The organism is Sphingomonas canadensis, assembly GCF_026013525.1.
Taxonomy (GTDB): Bacteria; Pseudomonadota; Alphaproteobacteria; order Sphingomonadales; family Sphingomonadaceae; genus Sphingomonas; species Sphingomonas canadensis.
Window position 1 is genome coordinate 145811 of the sequence record NZ_JAPDRA010000006.1, and the last position, 18871, is coordinate 164681.

The 18871-nt window shown below is 68.8% G+C and carries 21 protein-coding genes; 2 read left to right on the top strand and 19 right to left on the bottom strand.

What is annotated here, in order from left to right; translation table 11 throughout:
* Positions 1-90 precede the first annotated feature (90 nt).
* From OM513_RS13445 to OM513_RS13530, 18 genes are all read right to left on the bottom strand, one after another.
* Positions 91-819 (bottom strand): metallophosphoesterase family protein, encoded by a 729-nt coding sequence (locus OM513_RS13445; protein ID WP_264944952.1) that lies wholly within the window; start codon positions 817-819, stop codon positions 91-93.
* A complete protein-coding gene (locus tag OM513_RS13450) occupies positions 816-1667 on the bottom strand; it encodes a diacylglycerol/lipid kinase family protein (protein WP_264944953.1) in 852 nt (283 codons plus the stop codon). The genes OM513_RS13445 and OM513_RS13450 overlap by 4 nt, the downstream gene beginning before the upstream one ends.
* Before the next feature lie 31 nt (positions 1668-1698).
* Positions 1699-1932 carry a beta-galactosidase gene (locus OM513_RS13455; protein WP_264944954.1) on the bottom strand — a complete coding sequence of 78 codons (234 nt, stop codon included), beginning with the start codon at positions 1930-1932 and terminating at the stop codon, positions 1699-1701.
* A gap of 28 nt (positions 1933-1960) precedes the next feature.
* Complete coding sequence (locus tag OM513_RS13460) at positions 1961-2467, bottom strand: FKBP-type peptidyl-prolyl cis-trans isomerase (RefSeq protein ID WP_264944955.1); 507 nt, start codon at positions 2465-2467, stop codon at positions 1961-1963.
* A 206-nt stretch (positions 2468-2673) separates the two neighbouring features.
* Positions 2674-3222: an FKBP-type peptidyl-prolyl cis-trans isomerase gene (locus OM513_RS13465; RefSeq protein WP_264944956.1), complete on the bottom strand. Its 549-nt coding sequence runs from the start codon at positions 3220-3222 to the stop codon at positions 2674-2676.
* Entirely contained in the window at positions 3219-5249 is a 2031-nt protein-coding gene (locus OM513_RS13470) for an acetyl-CoA carboxylase biotin carboxylase subunit (RefSeq protein ID WP_264944957.1), read from the bottom strand. Before OM513_RS13470 ends, OM513_RS13465 begins: the two co-directional genes overlap by 4 nt.
* A gap of 9 nt (positions 5250-5258) precedes the next feature.
* On the bottom strand, positions 5259-6071 hold the full coding sequence (locus OM513_RS13475) for an alpha/beta hydrolase (RefSeq protein ID WP_264944958.1): 813 nt from the start codon (positions 6069-6071) through the stop codon (positions 5259-5261).
* A 91-nt stretch (positions 6072-6162) separates the two neighbouring features.
* The gene (gene bioB, locus OM513_RS13480; RefSeq protein WP_264944959.1) at positions 6163-7161 is read right to left on the bottom strand and encodes a biotin synthase BioB; all 999 of its coding nucleotides are present in this window, start codon (positions 7159-7161) and stop codon (positions 6163-6165) included.
* Positions 7158-8420 carry an O-acetylhomoserine aminocarboxypropyltransferase gene (locus OM513_RS13485; RefSeq protein WP_264945051.1) on the bottom strand — a complete coding sequence of 421 codons (1263 nt, stop codon included), beginning with the start codon at positions 8418-8420 and terminating at the stop codon, positions 7158-7160. The genes bioB and OM513_RS13485 overlap by 4 nt, the downstream gene beginning before the upstream one ends.
* An 11-nt stretch (positions 8421-8431) precedes the next feature.
* The gene (gene scpA, locus OM513_RS13490; protein ID WP_264944960.1) at positions 8432-10573 is read right to left on the bottom strand and encodes a methylmalonyl-CoA mutase; all 2142 of its coding nucleotides are present in this window, start codon (positions 10571-10573) and stop codon (positions 8432-8434) included.
* Positions 10573-11016 carry a methylmalonyl-CoA epimerase gene (gene mce / locus OM513_RS13495; RefSeq protein ID WP_264944961.1) on the bottom strand — a complete coding sequence of 148 codons (444 nt, stop codon included), beginning with the start codon at positions 11014-11016 and terminating at the stop codon, positions 10573-10575. Before mce ends, scpA begins: the two co-directional genes overlap by 1 nt.
* A complete protein-coding gene (locus tag OM513_RS13500) occupies positions 11013-11474 on the bottom strand; it encodes an OsmC family protein (RefSeq protein ID WP_264944962.1) in 462 nt (153 codons plus the stop codon). Before OM513_RS13500 ends, mce begins: the two co-directional genes overlap by 4 nt.
* The gene (locus tag OM513_RS13505) at positions 11474-11722 is read right to left on the bottom strand and encodes a hypothetical protein (RefSeq protein WP_264944963.1); all 249 of its coding nucleotides are present in this window, start codon (positions 11720-11722) and stop codon (positions 11474-11476) included. The genes OM513_RS13500 and OM513_RS13505 overlap by 1 nt, the downstream gene beginning before the upstream one ends.
* Positions 11719-12900, bottom strand: coding sequence for an acetyl-CoA C-acyltransferase (locus OM513_RS13510; protein WP_264944964.1), 1182 nt, complete (start codon positions 12898-12900; stop codon positions 11719-11721). The genes OM513_RS13505 and OM513_RS13510 overlap by 4 nt, the downstream gene beginning before the upstream one ends.
* Before the next feature lie 34 nt (positions 12901-12934).
* Positions 12935-13387, bottom strand: coding sequence for a hypothetical protein (locus OM513_RS13515; RefSeq protein WP_264944965.1), 453 nt, complete (start codon positions 13385-13387; stop codon positions 12935-12937).
* Complete coding sequence (locus OM513_RS13520) at positions 13387-14001, bottom strand: DUF4274 domain-containing protein (protein WP_264944966.1); 615 nt, start codon at positions 13999-14001, stop codon at positions 13387-13389. The genes OM513_RS13515 and OM513_RS13520 overlap by 1 nt, the downstream gene beginning before the upstream one ends.
* Positions 13995-14744: a hypothetical protein gene (locus OM513_RS13525; RefSeq protein WP_264944968.1), complete on the bottom strand. Its 750-nt coding sequence runs from the start codon at positions 14742-14744 to the stop codon at positions 13995-13997. The genes OM513_RS13520 and OM513_RS13525 overlap by 7 nt, the downstream gene beginning before the upstream one ends.
* A gap of 18 nt (positions 14745-14762) precedes the next feature.
* A complete protein-coding gene (locus OM513_RS13530; protein ID WP_264944969.1) occupies positions 14763-16289 on the bottom strand; it encodes an acyl-CoA carboxylase subunit beta in 1527 nt (508 codons plus the stop codon).
* A gap of 120 nt (positions 16290-16409) precedes the next feature.
* Between OM513_RS13530 and OM513_RS13535 the strand changes: the two genes are divergently transcribed.
* The gene (locus OM513_RS13535) at positions 16410-17786 is read left to right on the top strand and encodes a helix-turn-helix domain-containing protein (RefSeq protein ID WP_264944970.1); all 1377 of its coding nucleotides are present in this window, start codon (positions 16410-16412) and stop codon (positions 17784-17786) included.
* Between the two features lie 56 nt (positions 17787-17842).
* On the opposite strand, the gene OM513_RS13540 is transcribed toward OM513_RS13535, so the two are convergent.
* Entirely contained in the window at positions 17843-18040 is a 198-nt protein-coding gene (locus OM513_RS13540; RefSeq protein WP_264944971.1) for a hypothetical protein, read from the bottom strand.
* Here OM513_RS13540 and OM513_RS13545 point away from each other — a divergent pair.
* Positions 18039-18863, top strand: coding sequence for a GIY-YIG nuclease family protein (locus OM513_RS13545; RefSeq protein ID WP_264944972.1), 825 nt, complete (start codon positions 18039-18041; stop codon positions 18861-18863). The two genes, OM513_RS13540 and OM513_RS13545, sit on opposite strands and share 2 nt — an antisense overlap.
* The last annotated feature ends 8 nt before the right edge of the window (positions 18864-18871 follow it).

Sequence of the window (18871 nt, forward strand, 5' to 3'; positions counted from 1 at the left end):
GGCCCCGCTTCCTTTTCCGGGAACGAACGGCCGCTCCGGCAGCGCAAGAGCCTGTCCTGTTTCGGCTGCGCCACCAAAGGCGGGCACAGGCTACGCCATGGTGCGCGCGACCGTCTCGAACTCCCGGCCGGCGATCCGGATCTCGTTGAAGCCGGGCGGCTGCGCACGGATGCGTTCCGAAAGCGTGCCCGCGCCGATCATCCGCACCGCCCTGCCCCCCGCCCGATGCACATGATCGAACGGATCGTGGACATGGCCGGTGAGCACCGCATCGACCCCCGCCGCCGCCAGCGCCGCCAGTGCACGCCCGCCCCCGCGCGTGCGTGAGGACATGCGCGTGCCCGGCTCCACCAGCGGGTGGTGGCAAGCCACGAAGCGCAGCCCGCCCGCCGGGGTCGCCGCGACCAGCGCCAGCGTGCGCCGCAGCGCATCGCCGCTGACATGCCCCTTGGACCAATCCAACCGCCATTGCGCGCGGGCGGTGGTCTTCAGCGGGACCACGCTGACGCCCGCGATCCCCAGCGGCCGCTCGATCGCCGCCTCCAGCGCGCGATAGCGGCGATAGGGCGCCACCAGCCGCGCCCAGGGGTTGAACCAGGGCAGGTCGTGGTTGCCCGCCTCCACCGTCACCGGGCGGCCGAGACCCTGAAGCCACGCGGCGGCGGCGGCGAACTCGCGCGCGCGGGCGCGCAGCGTCAGGTCCCCGGTCACCACGATCGCGTCGGGCGCCTCCGCCGCCACCAGCCCGGCGAACCAGTCGAGCGCGGCGCGATCCTCCGCGCCGAAATGCAGGTCGCTGACGTGGAACAGCCGGGTCACGGCGCGGACGCGGGATCGGCCGCGCGGGTCGCAAGGAAGGATTTGCCGCTCATCGCGCTGCGGATGCGCGTGGCGGGATCGAGCGTTACGGGCTCGCCGTCGAACAGCGCCAGCGCCCGGCGGTTGCCGCGCACGCGCAGCTCGCGGGCATGGACCTGGGTTACCGCACGCGCCGCGATCCAGTCCCCGGTCAGCCATTCCCAGCCGAGCTGGGCGATCGTGCCCCAATCGCGCGCATCGACGGCGGCTACGTCCATCCCCCCGGCGCCGGGGAAGACGAATACCGCCTGGTATCGCCGAGCCAGCCCAGGCGCCCCGCGCACGCGGATTCCGCGCCGATGGAAGGTCGCGCTCCATGCTGCGCGGATCGCGCGCGCCAGCCGCGCGATCCGCCCTTTGCGCACCGCCTCGCGCGCGCGTGCCCAGGCCGCCGCCGGGCCGAGAATCAGGCCGACAAAGGCACGATGCTCGCCCGCCGCGATGAACGGCAGCGCCACGCGGCGCGCGCCCGCGCCGTGCGCGGCATGGATGATCGCTTCCGGATCCAGCGTGTCGTGCAGCGCCTTGGCGAGCAGGTTCATCGTGCCGCCGGGCAGGATCAGGAAGGCCCCGCCCCATGCGGCCAGCGCGCGCAGCGCTGCGTTGATCGTGCCGTCCCCTGCGAACAGCACCACCGTATCCACCCCCGCCGCATCCAGCGCCACGGCATCGGGGACCGGCTGTTCGGGAAAGTCGGTGCGGCCCGCCAGTTCGAGCCCGCGTTCGCCGAACACCGCCTCCAGCGCGGCACATTTGGCCGCATTGGTGGAGCCGGAGCCGGGATTGGTGATGAACCAGAGTTTCCGCATGGGGTGCAAACGCTTCCGCGCCCGTTTCGCCTCAGTCGCGGCAGAGGCGTATCTTCTGGATGCCGAACCCGTCGGGCGGGAGGCGGACGTGGCGGCCCTGGTCCGTCCGATCCCCGTTGAGCCAGTCCACCGTGGCGAAGTCGAACCGGCCCTCGGCGGGCTCGATCAGCTCCCAGCTTATCGGCGCCAACACCGTGTTGAGGCGCATCGCCTTCAGCTTCGCCCCGTGCGGCGCCACAAGCTTCCGCGGATCAAGACGGCGCATGCTTCCTCCGGTCCTGCGGGCGTTGCGCCTATTCGGCGGTCTCGATCCCCAGCAGTTGAATCTTGAACAGCAGCGTGGCGTTGCCGGGGATGGGTCCCTTGCCCTTCGGGCCATAGCCCAGGTCGGCGGGGATCGCGATCTCGATGGTGTCGCCCACCCCGGCCATCGGGATGGCGAGCTGCCACGCCTTGATCAGCCGTTCGAGCGGGAAGGTGGCGGGTTCGCCGCGATCCCAGGAGCTGTCGAACTTGGTGCCGTCGGTCAGCGTGCCTTCGTAATGGACGGTGACGGTGTCGCTCACCTTGGGATGCGCGCCGCTGCCGTCGCCCGCGACGCGGCGCCAGCGCATGCGATCGAGCCAGCGCCAGCCGTCCTGCCATTTGAGCCCGACCACGGCCAGTATCTGCCGGTTGTGCCAGGCCGAATCCTGGGCGGTGGCGGGCACGGGCGGTACCGCCGCATCCTGGGCATGGGCGGCGGGGGCAGCGGCGGGAATGGCGGCAAGCGTAAGCGCGGCGAGCGTGGTGCGGATCATGCCGCCGTTCTCCAATGCCCGCGCGGGCACGTCAACCGCCCCGGCCCAAAGAGCAAGGTGCTTATGATCTGACCCGTTCGCGCCGAGCCTGTCAAAGGGCACGTTGCCGCTAGCGATACGCTCGTGGAAGGCCGCCCTTCGACGGGCCCAGGGCGAACGGTCATGGACTGGGATCTGGATTTGGCGCGCGATGCTCGAGCCGCAGCCTATTCGATGCTCAGCAGCTCGATCTTGAACAGCAGCACCGCGCCGCCCGGGATCGGCCCGCCGCCGCGATCACCATAGCCCAGCGCCGGGGGCACGGCGATCTCGATCGTGTCGCCGATCCCCGCCTTGGGCAGCGCGAGCTGCCACGCCTCGATCAGCCCGCCCAGCGGAAAGCTGGCCGGCTTGCCGCCCTGCGTGCTGTCGAACACCGTGCCGTCGACCAGCTTGCCCTCGTAATGGATCGTCACCGTATCGCTGGGCAGCGGGTGGCGGCCGCTGCCGTCGCCCTTCACCCGGCGCCACAGCAGGCCGCGCTCGATCTCCTCCCATCCGGCCGCCTTGCGCTCGGCCAGCGCCTGTTCCTGCTTGGCGGCCCAACCGGGATCGGCGGCGGGCGCCTTGCGCGGCTGCGACATGAAGATCGCGACCACGACCGCAATCGCGATCACGCCCAGCGCGATCCAGGTGCCCATGGGTAAAGGTGCCTTCTTCTGCGGCTGGCCGGCGGCGGGCGCCGGCTTGCCGGGTTGCGGGTTCTTGCCGGTCATTCGAACTCCAGGATCGCGGCATCGACCGCCAGGCTGTCGCCCGGGCCGAAGTTCGCCGCCTTTACCGTGGCCGCCTTCTCGGCGCGAAGGATATTCTCCATCTTCATCGCCTCGACCACCGCCAGCGGCTGGCCGGCCTCCACCGTGTCGCCCGGCGCGACATGCAGCTTGGTGAGCAGCCCCGGCATCGGCGCGAGCAGGAACTTGCTCATGTCGGGCGGCACCTTCTCGATCATGTGCCCGGCCAGATCGGCGACGCGGCGGCTGAAGACCTTCACGGCATGCGATGCGCCATGCGCGCGCAGCCGCCATCCGCCGCGCGTGCGCGCGATGCCCACCGCCAGCTCGACATCGTCGATCCGCGCGGCGAACAGCGGATCGCCCGGATGCCAGCGGCCCACCACGTCGAGCGGTGCGGCATCGCCGATCTTCACCAGCAGCCCGCCGTCATATCCTTCGACGGTGACGTCGAACCGCTCGCCGCCGATCAGCACCACCCGTTCGGGCGAGGACGCGGGCGGGCTGGCGAGCTGCCCCGAGATCTCCGCCGCGCGCGCGGCCTGGGCCAGATCGACCGCAACCGCCACCGCGGCCAGCCGGCGCAGCAGCTCGGGCGAGGCCGCGGCGCCCGCGAAGCCCTCCGGATATTCCTCGGCGATGAAGCCGGTGGTCAGCGCGCCTTCGCGGAAGCGCGGATGCTGCATCAGCGCGGAGAGGAAATCGATATTGTTGCCCACGCCCTCCAGCTCGAACCGGTCGAGCGCCGCTACCTGCAGGTCCGCCGCCGCATCGCGCGTCGGCCCCCAGGTGACCAGCTTGGCGATCATCGGATCGTAGAACATGCTCACCTCGCCGCCCTCGACCACGCCGTCATCGACGCGGACATAGCCGGCGCCGCCCGGCTGCTGGCGATAGGGCGTCTCCTGCGCGGGCGGTGTGCGATAGCGCGTCAGCCGGCCGGTGGAGGGCAGGAAGCCGCGATAGGGGTCCTCGGCATAGACGCGGTTCTCGATCGCCCAGCCGGTGAGTGTCACATCATCCTGCGCGAAGCCCAGCGGCTCGCCCGCCGCGACGCGGATCATCGTCTCCACCAGGTCGATGCCGGTGATCGCCTCGGTCACCGGATGCTCCACCTGCAGGCGGGTGTTCATCTCAAGGAAGTAGAAGCTCTCGCCGGTCGTGTCGGCGCCGGAGACGATCAGCTCGACGGTGCCCGCGCTGTAATAGCCCACCGCCTGGGCCAGCGCGACGGCCTGTTCGCCCATCCGCTTGCGCATCCCGGGCGTGACGAAGGGCGACGGCGCCTCCTCCACCACCTTCTGGTGGCGCCGCTGGATCGAGCATTCGCGCTCGCCCAGATAGAGGACGTTGCCGTGCTGATCGCCGATCACCTGGATCTCGATGTGGCGCGGCTGTTCGATGAATTTCTCGATGAACACGCGGTCGTCGCCGAAGCTGGCGAGGCCCTCGCGCTTCACGCTCTCGAAATTCTCGCGCACGTCCTTTTCGCTGAAGGCCAGGCGCATGCCCTTGCCGCCGCCGCCGGCCGACGCCTTCATCATCACCGGATAGCCGATGCCGTTGGCGATCTCGACCGCGTGATCGGTGCTGTCGATCTCACCGACGAAGCCAGGGACGACGTTGACGCCCGCGGCCTTGGCCAGCTTCTTCGATTCGATCTTGTCGCCCATCGCGGCGATGGCGTTGGGCGGCGGGCCGACGAAGGCGATGCCGGCCTCGGCGCATGCCCTGGCGAAGCTCTCGCGCTCGGAAAGGAAGCCATAGCCGGGGTGGATGCAGTCCGCGCCCGTTGCGCGCGCCGCCTCCAGGATCAGATCGGCCTTGAGATAGCTCTCCGCCGCCGGCGCCGGCCCCAGCCGCACCGCCTCGTCCGCCATCAGCACGTGCGGGGCGCGCGCGTCCGCGTCCGAATAGACCGCGACCGTCGCGATCCCCATCCGCTTGGCCGTGCGGAACACGCGGCAGGCGATTTCACCACGATTGGCGACCAGGATTTTCTTGAACATGGCTCTTCCCTATTGCGCGGGTACGGCGAACAGCTCGCGGATCGCCGCGAGTGCCGCCCCGTGATAGATTGTCGCGTGGCTCTCTTCGGGCCGCGGCTTGTAGGTCCATTGCAGCGCGGCCGGAGCCTGCGCCTTCAGCAGCGCGGCGAAGGGCTCCACGCCCATCCCCTGCTCGTCCGCCACCATCAGCCACAGCCTGCGCCCGCCCGTGCCCGCCAGCAGCGGCGGCGCGGCCTTCACCAGCGCCATATCGTCCCACCACAGGCTGGGGCTGATCGCGATATAGGCGCCGAACAGCGCGGGCTGGCGCAGCAGCGTCTCCACCACGAACAGCCCCGCGAGCGATTCCCCGATCAGCGCGTCCTCGCCGCTGGTGCGATAGCGCGCGGCGACCCAGGGCTTCAGCTCCCCGGCAAGGAAGCGGCGGAAGCGCGCGGATTCCCCGGCCGTGGGATATTTCGTCCGCAGCTCCGGATCGGCGGGGGCGAAGGCCAGCTCGTTGCGCCGGTCGACGCTCTCGATCCCCACCACGATCATGTCGCGCGTCATGCCCGCGACATTGCCGAGCTGGGCGATGCCGCTGATATGGTGGAAATCCTGCGCCAGCCCCCCGTCGAGCAGATAGAGCACCGGATAGCGCTGCGTCCCGCCCTCATAGCCCGGCGGCAGCCAGACGTTGATCGTGCGCCCCGCCCCCATCGCCTTCGACGGCAGCACATAGGAACGGCCGATGACCACCGGCACGCCCTCATCCTGCGCCACGGCGGGCACGGGAAGCAGCGCGAGCAGCGCCAGCAGCAAGAGGCGGAGCGCGGCGGCCATGGCTATTCGGGATCGCTCCGCATGCCGCCCGGCCCGGCGGCCGCCAGCAGCGCCCCCGCACGGGGCATCCGGGCACGCGCGGCCGCCATCTTTATTCCGCCGCCTCCAGCTCCGCCTTGCAGGCCGCCGCCATCGGCATGATGCCCAGCCGGGCGAACAGCGCCGCGTCCTTGTCGTCGCCGGCGTTGCCGGTGGTCAGCAGCTTTTCGCCGGTGAAGATCGAATTGGCGCCCGCCAGGAAGCACAGCGCCTGCGTCGAATCGCTCATGCTCTCGCGCCCGGCGGAGAGGCGCACCATCGACTCCGGCATGGTGATCCGCGCCACCGCCACGGTGCGTACGAACTCGATCTCGTCGATCTTCGCCAGCGGAGTATCGGCCAGCATGTCGCCCAGCACCGTGCCCTTCACCGGCACCAGCGCGTTCACCGGCACGCTTTCCGGGTGCCGGGGCAGCGTGGCCAGCGCATGGAGGAAGCCCACCCGGTCGGCCCGCGTCTCGCCCATGCCCACGATGCCGCCGCAGCACACGTTGATGCCCGCCTCGCGCACATGCTCCAGCGTCTCCAGCCGGTCCTCGAAGGTACGGGTGGAGATCACCTCGCCATAGCGTTCCGGCGCGGTATCGATATTGTGGTTGTAGTAGTCGAGCCCCGCGTCGGCGAGCATCCCGGCCTGCTTCTCCGTCAGCATGCCCAGCGTCATGCAGGTTTCCATGCCCATGCCGCGAACGCCCTTCACCATCTCCACGATGGCGGGCATGTCGCGGTCCTTGGGGTTGCGCCACGCCGCGCCCATGCAGAAGCGCGAGGAGCCACTGTCCTTCGCCTGCGCCGCGGCCTGGAGCACGGCGCGGACGTCCATCAGCTTGGTCGCCTTCAGCCCCGTCTCGGCATGGGTGGACTGGTTGCAATAGCCGCAGTCCTCCGGGCAACCGCCGGTCTTGATCGACAGCAGCGTGGAAAGCTGCACCGCGTTCGCCGCATGGTGCGCGCGGTGGACCTCGGCGGCGCGGAACACCAGTTCGGTGAACGGCAGGTCGAACAGCGCGGCGATCTCTTCGCGGGTCCAGTCGTTGCGGGTCTCGCTCATGCCGCCTCCAGCGCCTGCGCCATGTCGGCGATGATGTCGTCGATATGCTCGATGCCCACCGATACGCGGACCACGCTGGGGCCGGCCCCGGCGGCTTCCTGGCCCTCGGCCGAAAGCTGGCGGTGGGTGGTCGAGCTGGGATGGATGATCAGCGAGCGGGTGTCGCCGATATTGGCCAGATGGCTGAACAGCTTGACCGAGGAGACGAGCTTTACGCCCGCGTCATAGCCGCCCTTCAGCCCGAAGGTGAACACCGCCCCGCCGCGCCCGCCAAGGTAACGCTGGGCGAGCGGATGATAGGGGTCCTCCGGCAGCCCGGCATAGGACACCCAGTCCACCTTGGGATGCGCTTTCAGCCATTGCGCGAGCGCCAGCGCATTGGCGCAATGCCGCTCCATGCGCAGCGACAGCGTCTCCATGCCGGTCAGCGTCAGGAAGGCGTTCATCGGCGCCATCTGCGGCCCCAGGTCGCGCATGCCCAGCGCGCGGCAGCCCAGAATGAAGGCCAGGTTTCCGAACGCCTGGGTAAAGACCTTGCCGTGATAGGAGGGGTTGGGCTGGCTGAGATAAGGATAGTTGCCCGACGACGCCCAATCGAAGCTGCCCGCGTCCACGATCACGCCGCCCACCGAATTGCCGTGGCCGTTCAGGAATTTGGTGACCGAATGGACGACGATGTCTGCGCCATGCTCGATCGGGCGGCACAGCACCGGGGTGGCCATGGTGTTGTCCACGATCAGCGGCACGCCCGCGTCATGCGCCACCTTTGCGATCGCCGCGATGTCCTGCACCACGCCGCCCGGGTTCGCCAGGCTCTCGATGAAGACGGCGCGGGTCTTGCCGGTGATCGCGGCGGCGACATTGGCGGGATCGTCGGCATCGACGAAGCTCGAATGCCAGTCCATCTTGCGGAAGCTGTGGCCGATCTGGTTGAGCGATCCGCCGTACAGCTTCTTCGCCGCCACGATATGGCAGCCCGGCTCCATCAGCGTGTGGAAGGCCAGGAACTGCGCGGCATGGCCCGATGCCGTCGCCAGCGCGGCCGCCCCGCCCTCCAGCGCGGCGATCTTGCCTTCCAGCGCGCCGTTGGTGGGGTTCATCAGGCGCGTGTAGATGTTCCCGAAAATCTCCAGGTCGAACAGCCCGGCGGCGTGATCGACATCGTCGAAGACATAGGACGCCGTCTGATAGATCGGCGTGATGCGCGCATTGGTGGCGGGATCGGGGGCAGTCCCCGCATGCACCGCCAGGGTATCCATCTTGTGTCCGCTCACTCGGCAGCCTCCTCCAGCGGCGGCAGGTTATGCCCCAGCAGCCGCAAAACCTCTTCCGCGGCCGATACCAGGTTGGTGCCGGGGCCGAAGATGGCCTGCACGCCTGCGTCGCGGAGGAAATCATAGTCCTGCGCGGGGATCACGCCCCCGGCAATCACCTTGATGTCCGCGCGGCCGGCATCCTTCAAGGCCGCGATCAGCTCCGGGATCAGCGTCTTGTGCCCCGCGGCCAGGCTGGAAGCGCCGACCACGTCCACGCCATGCGCCACCGCCAGCGCGGCGGCCTCCGGCGGGGTCTGGAACAACGGGCCGGGAACCACCTCGAACCCCAGATCGCCGAACACCGACGAGACCAGGTTGGCGCCGCGATCATGGCCGTCCTGCCCCATCTTGGCGACCAGCATGCGCGGCTTGCGGCCGATGCGGCGCGCTGTGGCCTCCACCCCGTCCTTCAGCCGCGCCCAGCGCGCGTCGTCCAGGTGCGCGGCCTCGTACACGCCCTTCACCGGGCTGGGCACAGTCTCGTACCGGCCGAAGCCCGCCTCCATCGCCGCGCTGATCTCGCCCAGCGTCGCGCGCGCCCGCGCGGCTTCGACCGCCAGCGCCAGCAGGTTGCCCGTTCCCTTGGCGCCCTCGCGCAGCGCATCGAGCGCCGCCTGGCACGCGGCCTCGTCGCGTTCCGCCTTCACGCGCTTGATCCGCGCGATCTGGGCATCGCGGACGGCGTGGTTGTCCACCTCCAGGATGTCGATCGGCGCTTCGTCGGCCAGGCGATACTTGTTCACGCCGACGATCACGTCCTCGCCCCGGTCCACGCGCGCGGCGCGGGCGGCGGAGGCTTCCTCGATCATCGCCTTGGGCCATCCGGCGGCCACCGCCTTGGCCATCCCGCCCTCGGCATCGACGCGCTCGATGATTTCCCAGGCCTTGTCGACCAGTTCCTGCGTCAGCGCCTCGACATAGTAGGAGCCGCCCAGGGGATCGACCACCTTGGTCATCCCGGTCTCTTCCTGGATCACGATCTGGGTATTGCGCGCGATCCGGGCGGAAAAATCGGTGGGCAGCGCGATCGCCTCGTCCAGCGCGTTGGTGTGCAGGCTCTGCGTGCCGCCCAGCATCGCCGCCATCGCCTCGATCGTGGTGCGGATGACGTTGTTGTACGGGTCCTGCTCGGTCAGGCTGACGCCGCTGGTCTGGCAATGGGTGCGCAGCATCTTGCTGCGCTCGTCCTTGGCGCCCAGCCGGGTCATCACGCGATGCCACAGCACGCGCGCCGCGCGCAGCTTCGCCACTTCCATGAAAAAGTTCATGCCGATCGCGAAGAAGAAGCTCAGCCGCCCGGCGAACTTGTCGATGTCCAGCCCCGATGCGACGCCGTATTTCACATATTCCATGCCGTCAGCGATGGTGAAGGCCAGCTCCTGCACCTGCGTCGCCCCGGCCTCCTGCATGTGATAGCCGGAGATGGAGATGCTGTTGAACTTCGGCATGTTGGCCGAGGTGTAGGCGAAGATGTCCGAGATGATCCGCATGCTCGGCTCGGGCGGGTAGATATAGGTGTTGCGGACCATGAACTCCTTCAGGATGTCGTTCTGGATGGTCCCGTCGAGCAGCGCCTGCGGCACGCCCTGTTCCTCGCCGGTCACGATGAAGAAGGCCAGGATAGGGATCACCGCGCCGTTCATCGTCATGCTGACCGACATCCGGTCGAGCGGGATGCCGTCGAACAGGATCTTCATGTCCTCGATCGTGTCGATCGCGACACCCGCCTTGCCCACGTCGCCCACCACGCGCGGGTGATCGCTGTCATAGCCGCGGTGCGTGGCCAGATCGAAGGCGACGCTCAGCCCCTTCTGCCCCGCCGCCAGGTTGCGGCGATAGAAGGCGTTCGATTCCTCCGCGGTCGAGAAACCCGCATATTGGCGGATCGTCCACGGGCGGCCCGCGTACATGCTGGCGCGCACCCCGCGCGTGAACGGCGCGAAGCCGGGCAGGCCGGGGTCGATGTCCGCAACATCCTCGGCCGTGTACAGCGGCTTCACCGCGATCCCCTCCGGCGTGTGCCAGGTGAGGTCCTTGCCCTTCACCTCCTTCGAAGCGGCGGCCTGCCAGTCGGCGGCGGTGGGTTTGCCGGTCATCAGTGCGCGTCCTTCGGGGTTTCCATGATCTCGGTCAGAACGCCGCCCATGTCCTTGGGGTGGACGAAGAAGATCAGCGTGCCGTGCGCGCCGATGCGGGGTTCGCCCAGCACCTTCTTGCCCTGCCCCTCGAACCAGGCCTTGGCGGCGTGGATATCGGGCACCTCGAAGCACAGGTGGTGCTGGCCGCCCGCGGGGTTCTTCGCCAGGAAGCCGTGGATCGGCGAAGCCTCACCCAGCGGCTCGATCAGCTCGATCTGCGGCCCGCCGGACCCGCCCGCCGCGCCCAGCGGCGTATCGACGAAGCACACGCGCACGCCCTGCGCGGGCAGGTCGAACGGCTCGCGGATCACCTCCGCGCCCATCGTGTCGCGCCAGAAGGCGATCGACGCCTCGATCGAAGGCGTCACCACGCCGATATGGTTCAGACGGCCAAGCTTCACGATATTGGTTCCACAGATACGGGGAAATTAACCGAATTGGCGATATAGCAGAGCTCGTGCGCCCGCTGATGCACCGCGGCGACATTGTCCGGATCGGCCTCGCCCGCGAAGACCACCTGGGGGTGGAGTATCGCCTTCACCATCGCCACCCGGCCGTCCTCGCGCGTGCCCATCTCGCCGGTCGCCCGATCGGTGTACGAGACCACGTCCAGCCCCGCGCGCGATGCGAGATCGAGGAAGAACAGCATGTGGCAGCTCGCCAGCGCGGCCACCAGCGCCTCCTCCGGATCGACGCCCGCCGGATCGGAGAAGGGCACGCGCACCACCTGGGGCGAGGCCGATGCGGGCACGTCCGCCCCGCCGTCGAACTTCCAGCGGTGTGCCCGGCTGTACTTGCGGCTCAGGAACGGCTCGCCGCCGCCCGCTCTCCATTCGACCGTGGCTTCGTAGAGACTCATCAGAACAATCCAAACTGGCGCGCGGTCGCCGCAATCAGGACGGTGTAGCCGCACAACATGCAAAAGGCGCCGACGCCGATCGCCGACCAGAAGTGTGCCGGCTGCTTCGCGCGCGTCGTATAGCTTCCGTCCGCTTCGTGGATGCGGCCGGTGCGCAGCCGGCGCCAGCCGAGCCATGTGAGCCCGGCGAAGCCCAGCCACAGCGCGGCCAGCGTCGCCGGATCCATATCGAGCTGGTCCGCGCTCATGCCAGCTCCACCGCCATCGCCGTCGCCTCGCCGCCGCCGATGCACAGTGCCGCGATGCCGCGCCTGCCGCCGGTCCGCTGGAGCGCCGCGATCAGCGTGGCCAGGATGCGTGCGCCCGATGCGCCGATCGGATGGCCCATCGCGGTCGCGCCGCCATGGATGTTCACCTTCTCATGCGGGATGCCCAGATCGCGCATGGCGAACATGGTGACACAGGCGAAAGCCTCGTTCACCTCGAACAGGTCGACGTCGGCCACGGTCCAGCCGGTCTGCTTCAGCAGCTTCTCGATCGCGCCGACCGGGGCGGTGGTGAAGTGTGCCGGCAGGCGCGCATGCGCGGTGTGGCCGACGATGGTCGCCACCGGCTTCAGCCCCTTGGCCGCCGCCACCGAAGCGCGCGTCAGCACCAGCGCCGCCGCCCCGTCGGAGATCGAGCTGGCGTTGGCGGCGGTGATCGTGCCGTCCTTGGCGAAGGCGGGCCGCAGCGTGGGGATCTTGGAAGGGTCGCCCTTCAGCGGCTGCTCGTCCTTTTCGACGGTCTCCACGCCCTTGCGCGTCTTCACCTCGACCGCGACGATCTCCGCATCGAATGCGCCGGCAGCCTGCGCCTTTTGCGCACGGGTCAGCGATTCGATGGCATAGGCGTCCTGCGCCTCGCGCGTGAGCTGATATTCGCCCGCGGTCGCCTCCGCGAACACGCCCATCGCCTTGCCGGGCTCATAGGCGTCCTCCAGCCCGTCGAGCATCATGTGATCGTACACCGTGTCGTGGCCGATCCGCGCGCCCGCGCGGTGCTTCTTCATCAGATAGGGCGCGTTCGACATGCTCTCCATGCCGCCCGAAACGATGACGTCGGCGCTGCCCGCGGCGATCGCGTCGGCGGCCATCATCGTCGCCTTCATGCCGCTGCCGCACATCTTGTTGACGGTGGTCGCCTCGACATGATCGGGCAGCCCGGCAAAGCGCGCCGCCTGCCGCGCCGGCGCCTGGCCCAGCCCGGCGGGGAGCACGCAGCCCATGTAGCAGCGCTCGACATCGGCCGGGTCCACGCCCGCGCGCGCCACCGCCGCCTTCACCGCGACGGCGCCCAGCTCGGTCGCTGTGGCGCCGGCAAGGCTGCCCTGAAAGCTGCCCATCGGCGTACGGGCATAGGAAAGGATGACGACGGGATCGGTCATGAAAGCCTCTCTGTTTGTCGCTCGGTCTTCGCGGTCACAGCGCGCAGATCCGCAGGAAAAGTCCGAAATAGCGCCGGTCGCGCTCGCTGAAGTCCAGCACCCGCCCGGCCACGGTGAGCGTGCCGCCCGCCGCCGCATTGGCCAGCACCGGGTCCGCAGTCGGGATCAGCCCCGTCACGCGGCCGGAAACGGTCTTCACCTCGATCAGCGCCGCGCTCGCATCGCCGGCCGTGAGCGTTACCCGTTCCGCGCTGCCGCCGGGAACCGAGACATGCACCGTTCCCGAACGCTCCCAGCAGGAGACATAGACGTCACCGGCCAGGTTATGCAGGCCCCTCAGCTCGGTGGCGGGATCGGTCGCGCGCTCCCAGCCGTCGGCGGTCTGCGCCGCCAGCGGAGCCGCGGCGAGCGCCGCCGAAAGGGCCAGGCCGCCCAGCGCAACCCGCCCCGCGCCGCCGCGCTGCATCCCGCCCGAATATCGCCGCATCAGCCCGCGCCTCCCCTCATGAACACTCCGGGCAGCGGCACCCCCTCGCTCGGCGTGCCGCGCCCCTTCAGCCGCACGCGCATCGCCGCGGGCAGCATGGCATCCGCGCGCGCGCCATAGCGCCGGCGCAGCGCCGCCATGTCGATCGGCCCGACATCCTTGTCGGGATCGAACGCATATTCGGAATGGGTGTAGGCGCCCGCCAGCCAACGCTCGCGGATCAGCTTCACCAGCGCATAGTCGGCGCGCTCATAGGAGGACATCCGCGCTTCCGACGCGAATTCCAGATAATAGTCGGGCGACGCCTTCCAGAAGATCTCCAGCGCGGTCGCGCGGTCGCAATCGGGCTGGCTGACGATCCAGATCCAGGTCTCCGTACCAACGAAGTCCCAGTTGCCGTAGCGGGCAAGCCGCTGCCACCCCGACGGCCCCATCGCGCGCAGCGAAGCCTCGTCGAACGAATCCTCCAGCTTCAGGGCGCCGTCCCCCGGCAGCGCGTCGTCCGCGCCATAGGCGGTCGCGTTCGCCCCGGGCGCTTCCTGCGCGCCCGCCGCGCAGCCGCCCGCGAGCAGCCCGGCGGCAAGCACGATCGAGGCGTGGCCGGCGTTCAGCATTGGATTCGCGATTCGCCGGAGGGGCGGATGAACTTGCCGTCCCGATAGACATAGCTTTCGGTGAACGTCTCGCTGCCGGTCACGCGCACGGTGAAGCCGCGATTGCGCTCGATGCCGGCGATCGCTCCGGACAGTGTCTTCGCCTCTGGCGAATCCTCGCCCACCGCCCCCTCGTTCGAGCTGCCCAACGCGATTTCCGCGATGGCCTCCGGGCCCTTGGGGCCCAGCCGGTAGAGGGCCGCCCCCTCGCAGCTATAGCCCTGCCCCATATAGCCGCCTTCTGTCTTGATGATCAGGCCGTCGGCGAATTCCGGCGCCAGCGACCATTGCGGCGCCGCGCCCCAGCCGTCTCCCGATATCGCCTCGGGATACCGGGCGGTGACGCGATAACCGTCCCCCTGCGGCTCGAGATAATAGACACCCAGCGCGCCCGCGCAGGCATGGCAGCCGTCGGCGATCTCCATGGTCGTGAGCAGGATCGCCCGGCCGTCCACCAGCAGCAACTGCGCGGCCTTAGTGGTCTGCTTCGATCCGTCCACCACGCGCACGACCGGCGAGGATTTGCCGAACACCGCCGCGAACGCCTGGCCGAGCTGCGCGGCGCTCGCGGTCTTCACGGCCCCGCCGGATTCGGCCGCCGCGGCGTTGGACGGCTGGGTGGCATTGCCGCCACCCGGCGGGTTTCCGCCGCACCCCGCCAGCGCAAGCAGTGTTGCGACCGCACAGACTCGAAACCGGACCATCCGCCCCTCCTTCAGAATCTAGAGCGGAATGTTATCATGCTTCTTCCACGGGTTCTCGAGCTGCTTGCCCCGCAGCTTGCGAAGCCCCAGCGCGATGCGGCGGCGCGTGGAATGCGGCTGGATCACCTCGTCGATGAAGCCCTTGCTCGCCGCGACGAAGGGGTTGGCGAAGCGCGCCTCATATTCGGCGGTACGCTCGGCGATCTCCTCCGGCGTCTTGCCGCGGAAGATGATCTCCACCGCGCCCTTGGCGCCCATCACCGCGATCTCGGCGGTGGGCCAGGCATAGTTGAGGTCCCCGCGCAGATGCTTGGAGCTCATCACGTCATAAGCGCCGCCATAGGCCTTGCGCGTGATGACGGTGATCTTGGGCACGGTCGCCTCGGCATAGGCGAACAACAGCTTGGCGCCGTGCTTGATGATGCCCGAATGCTCCTGCCCCACGCCCGGCAGGAATCCCGGCACGTCGACGAAGGTTACGATCGGGATCTCGAAGGCGTCGCAGAAGCGGACGAAGCGCGCCGCCTTCTTCGAGCTGTTGATGTCCAGGCAGCCCGCCAGCACCATCGGCTGGTTCGCCACCACGCCCACGGTGCGCCCCTCGATGCGGCCGAAGCCGATGATGATATTGGCCGCATGGCCCGGCTGAAGCTCGAAGAAATCGCCCTCGTCCAGTACCTTCCGGATCAACTCGTGCATGTCATAGGGCTGGTTGGCGCTGGGCGGGATCAGCGTGTCCAGGCTGGGCTCGATACGGTCCCAGGGATCGTCGCTCGGCCGCTCGGGCGCGGTCTCGCGGTTCGACGCGGGCAGGAAATCGATGAAGTCGCGCGCGGCCAGCAGCGCCTCGATATCATTCTCGAACGCCACGTCGGCGACCGAGGATTTGGTGGTGTGGGTAATCGCGCCGCCCAGCTCCTCCTGCGTCACCACCTCGTTGGTGACGGTCTTCACCACATCGGGGCCGGTGACGAACATATAGCTCGAATCCTTCACCATGAAGATGAAGTCGGTCATCGCGGGGCTGTACACCGCGCCGCCCGCGCACGGCCCCATGATCAGGCTGAGCTGCGGCACCACGCCCGAAGCCAGCACGTTGCGCTGGAACACCTCGGCATAGCCCGCCAGGCTGGCCACGCCCTCCTGGATGCGCGCGCCGCCGCTGTCGTTCAGGCCGATCACGGGCGCGCCGACCTTCAGCGCGGTGTCCATCACCTTGCAGATCTTCTGCGCGTGGCGTTCGGACAGCGATCCGCCGAACACGGTGAAATCCTGGCTGAAGACATAGACCAGCCGGCCGTTCACGGTGCCGCTGCCGGTCACCACGCCGTCGCCGGGCACGATCTGGTCGGCCATGCCGAAATCGATGCAGTTATGCTCGACATACATGTCGAGCTCCTCGAAGCTGCCTTCGTCGAGCAGCACCTCGATCCGCTCGCGCGCGGTCAGCTTGCCCTTGGCGTGCTGCGCGTCGATGCGCTTCTGCCCGCCACCCATGCGCGCCGCGGCGCGGCGGCGCTCCAGTTCCTCGATCGTCGACGACAAGGGGCATCCTCCAACCTGATTCCGCTCCCCTTTCACCACTCGGCGCGGCGGCGCAACTGTGATGTTGCAAAGTGACCGAAGCTGTGTTTGCAAAGTCTCCGCAACCCGTTGGAGAACGCCATGTCCCGCCGCATCTTCGCCGGCCACCTCGTCCGCGCGCTGCGCGACCGGCTGGGGATCGCCCAGGCCGATATGGCAGCGCGCATCGGCATCTCGACCAGCTATCTGTCACAGATCGAGAATGCCGACCGGCCGATCACCCCCGCCGTGCTGGCCGCGCTGGGCGAGGCCTTTCCCGGCGACTGGGCGGCGATCGATCCGGAGGAGGACACATCGCTGCTGATCGACGCGGTGGATGCCGCGGGCGATCCCAGCGTGCCGGAGGCCGCGCTGGCGCCGGACACGGTGCGCCGCGGCGTCGAGCAGCAGCCCCAGCTCGCGCGGCGGATGGTGGCGCTGCACCGCGCCTTCCGCCGATCGCAGGACCAGCTCGCCGTGCTCGACGATCGCTATGACGCGGGATCGGGCGAGGCGGCGCGGCTGCCCTGGGAGGAGGTGCGCGACTGGTTCCATGCCGAGCGCAACTATGTCGACGCGATCGACCGCGAGGCGGAGCGGATCGCCGATGCGCTGGAGGGAGCCCGCGGGCTGGAGGCGCGGCTGGCCGATCGCTTCGGCGTGCGCGTGGAGACGGGGGGAGACCGGCTGCGCGCCTATGATCCGGACGCGCGCGTGCTGCGCCTCGATCCCGCGCAGCCGCCGGAGAGCCAGGCCTTCGCGGTGGCGCACCAGCTCGCGCGGCTGGAGTTCGCCGGGCTGATCGCGGAGACGGCGCATCGCGGGCTGGACAGCGCGGCGGGGCGTGAGCTGCTGTCCGCCGGCCTCGCCAATTATGCCGCCGGCGCGCTGCTGATGCCCTATGCCCGCTTCCGCGCGGCGGCGCGCGAGCTGCGCCACGACATCGATCGCCTGCGCCAGCGCTTCGGCGCCAGTTTCGAACAGGCCTGCCACCGCCTATCCACCCTCCAGCGCCCCGGCGCCGCCGGCATCCCCTTCTTCTTCTGCCGCGTGGACATGGCGGGCAATATCACCAAGCGCCATTCGGCCACGCGGCTGCAGTTCGCCCGCTTCGGCGGCGCCTGCCCGCTATGGGTGGTGCATGAGGCGGTGGCGATCCCCGATCGCATCCTGGTCCAGCTCGCGGAGACGCCGGACGGCGTGCGCTACGTCTCGATGGCCAAGGGGCTGGTGAAGCCCAGCGGCAGCTATGCCCGCGCCCCGCGCCGCTTCGCCGTGGCGCTGGGATGCGAGGAGAGCCACGCGCGCGAGTTCATCTATGCCGACGGGCTGCGCATCGACGGCGCGGCGACGCCGATCGGCAGCAGTTGCCGTATCTGCCCCCGCCACGACTGCGACCAGCGCGCATTCCCCCCCGCGGGCAGCGAGATCCGCATCGACCCCGATTCGCGCGGCACCGTCCCCTACGCCTTCCGCTGAAGGGCTTGCGGCCGCCGCAACCCTGTGGCAACCGGACCGCCGCGCGCGGGTGTAGCTCAATGGTAGAGCAGAAGCTTCCCAAGCTCGCGCCGTTGGCCGATTTCCGCCATTCCTGCTGTAAACCAGCCTAAAATCGGGTCTTCAGTTTCAATGACTTGAGATTGAGGTGTAAACCGAAAATCAGGGCTGATTGGTGCAACTAGTTGCACAACAACATAGCGACGGCGGCTCCAAATGGCCTTGACCTTCAACATGCTGCTGATCGACGCCAGCCTCGATCCGCGCGACGTGCGACTGATGCGGCACCAGCAGGCTGCTTCCACCGGCCTTACGCCCTACGCCCTTTGGCGGGATGATCCAGCCGAGTTCGAGCGATACCAGAGCGCGCAGCGCGCCGATCGCCGGGCATACTTCGACAGCCGCTATTGGGCTGGCTTCGTCGTGCCACCCGATGGAAGCACCTTGTTTGTCGGACTGTATGAGATCGACGGTCACGAGCCCGTGCCCTCCGACTGGATTGACCCGCTGCATCGCTCGACCGCTACGCAGGTGGGACGGGAGTTGGACATCTATGCCTATCAGCGTCTGCCGGAGTTCGATCAGTTCGCCGGTCGCCTGAAGGTGGAATGGGGCGAAGGAAAGCGAAGCTGGGCACAACGGGCGGATGGCCCAAAAGGCAGCAAACCCATCATCGAACTGGCCCGCGTATTTCGTGAGCCCGACTTTCCCGGCTACAGCAGCTTCGTCGCCAATCTCGCAAGCCTCGCCACCACCCCCGCGCCGTGGATCGCGGCGCTATCCGCCGCGAGAGGTGTCTACCTGCTGACCTGCCCCCGAACCCGCGAGCAATATGTCGGCGCAGCCTATGGCGCGGATGGCTTCTGGGGCCGATGGCAAGTCTATGTCGCCACCGGGCACGGCGGTAATGAGGGGCTCAAGAGCCGCGAACCGTCCGATTACCAGATCAGCATTCTTGAGGTCGCCGGATCGGCAGCAACGGTTGACGACATCTGCACGATGGAGGGGCTTTGGAAGGCCAAGCTCCAGAGCCGCGAGATGGGGCTCAATCGGAACTAGGTGACAGG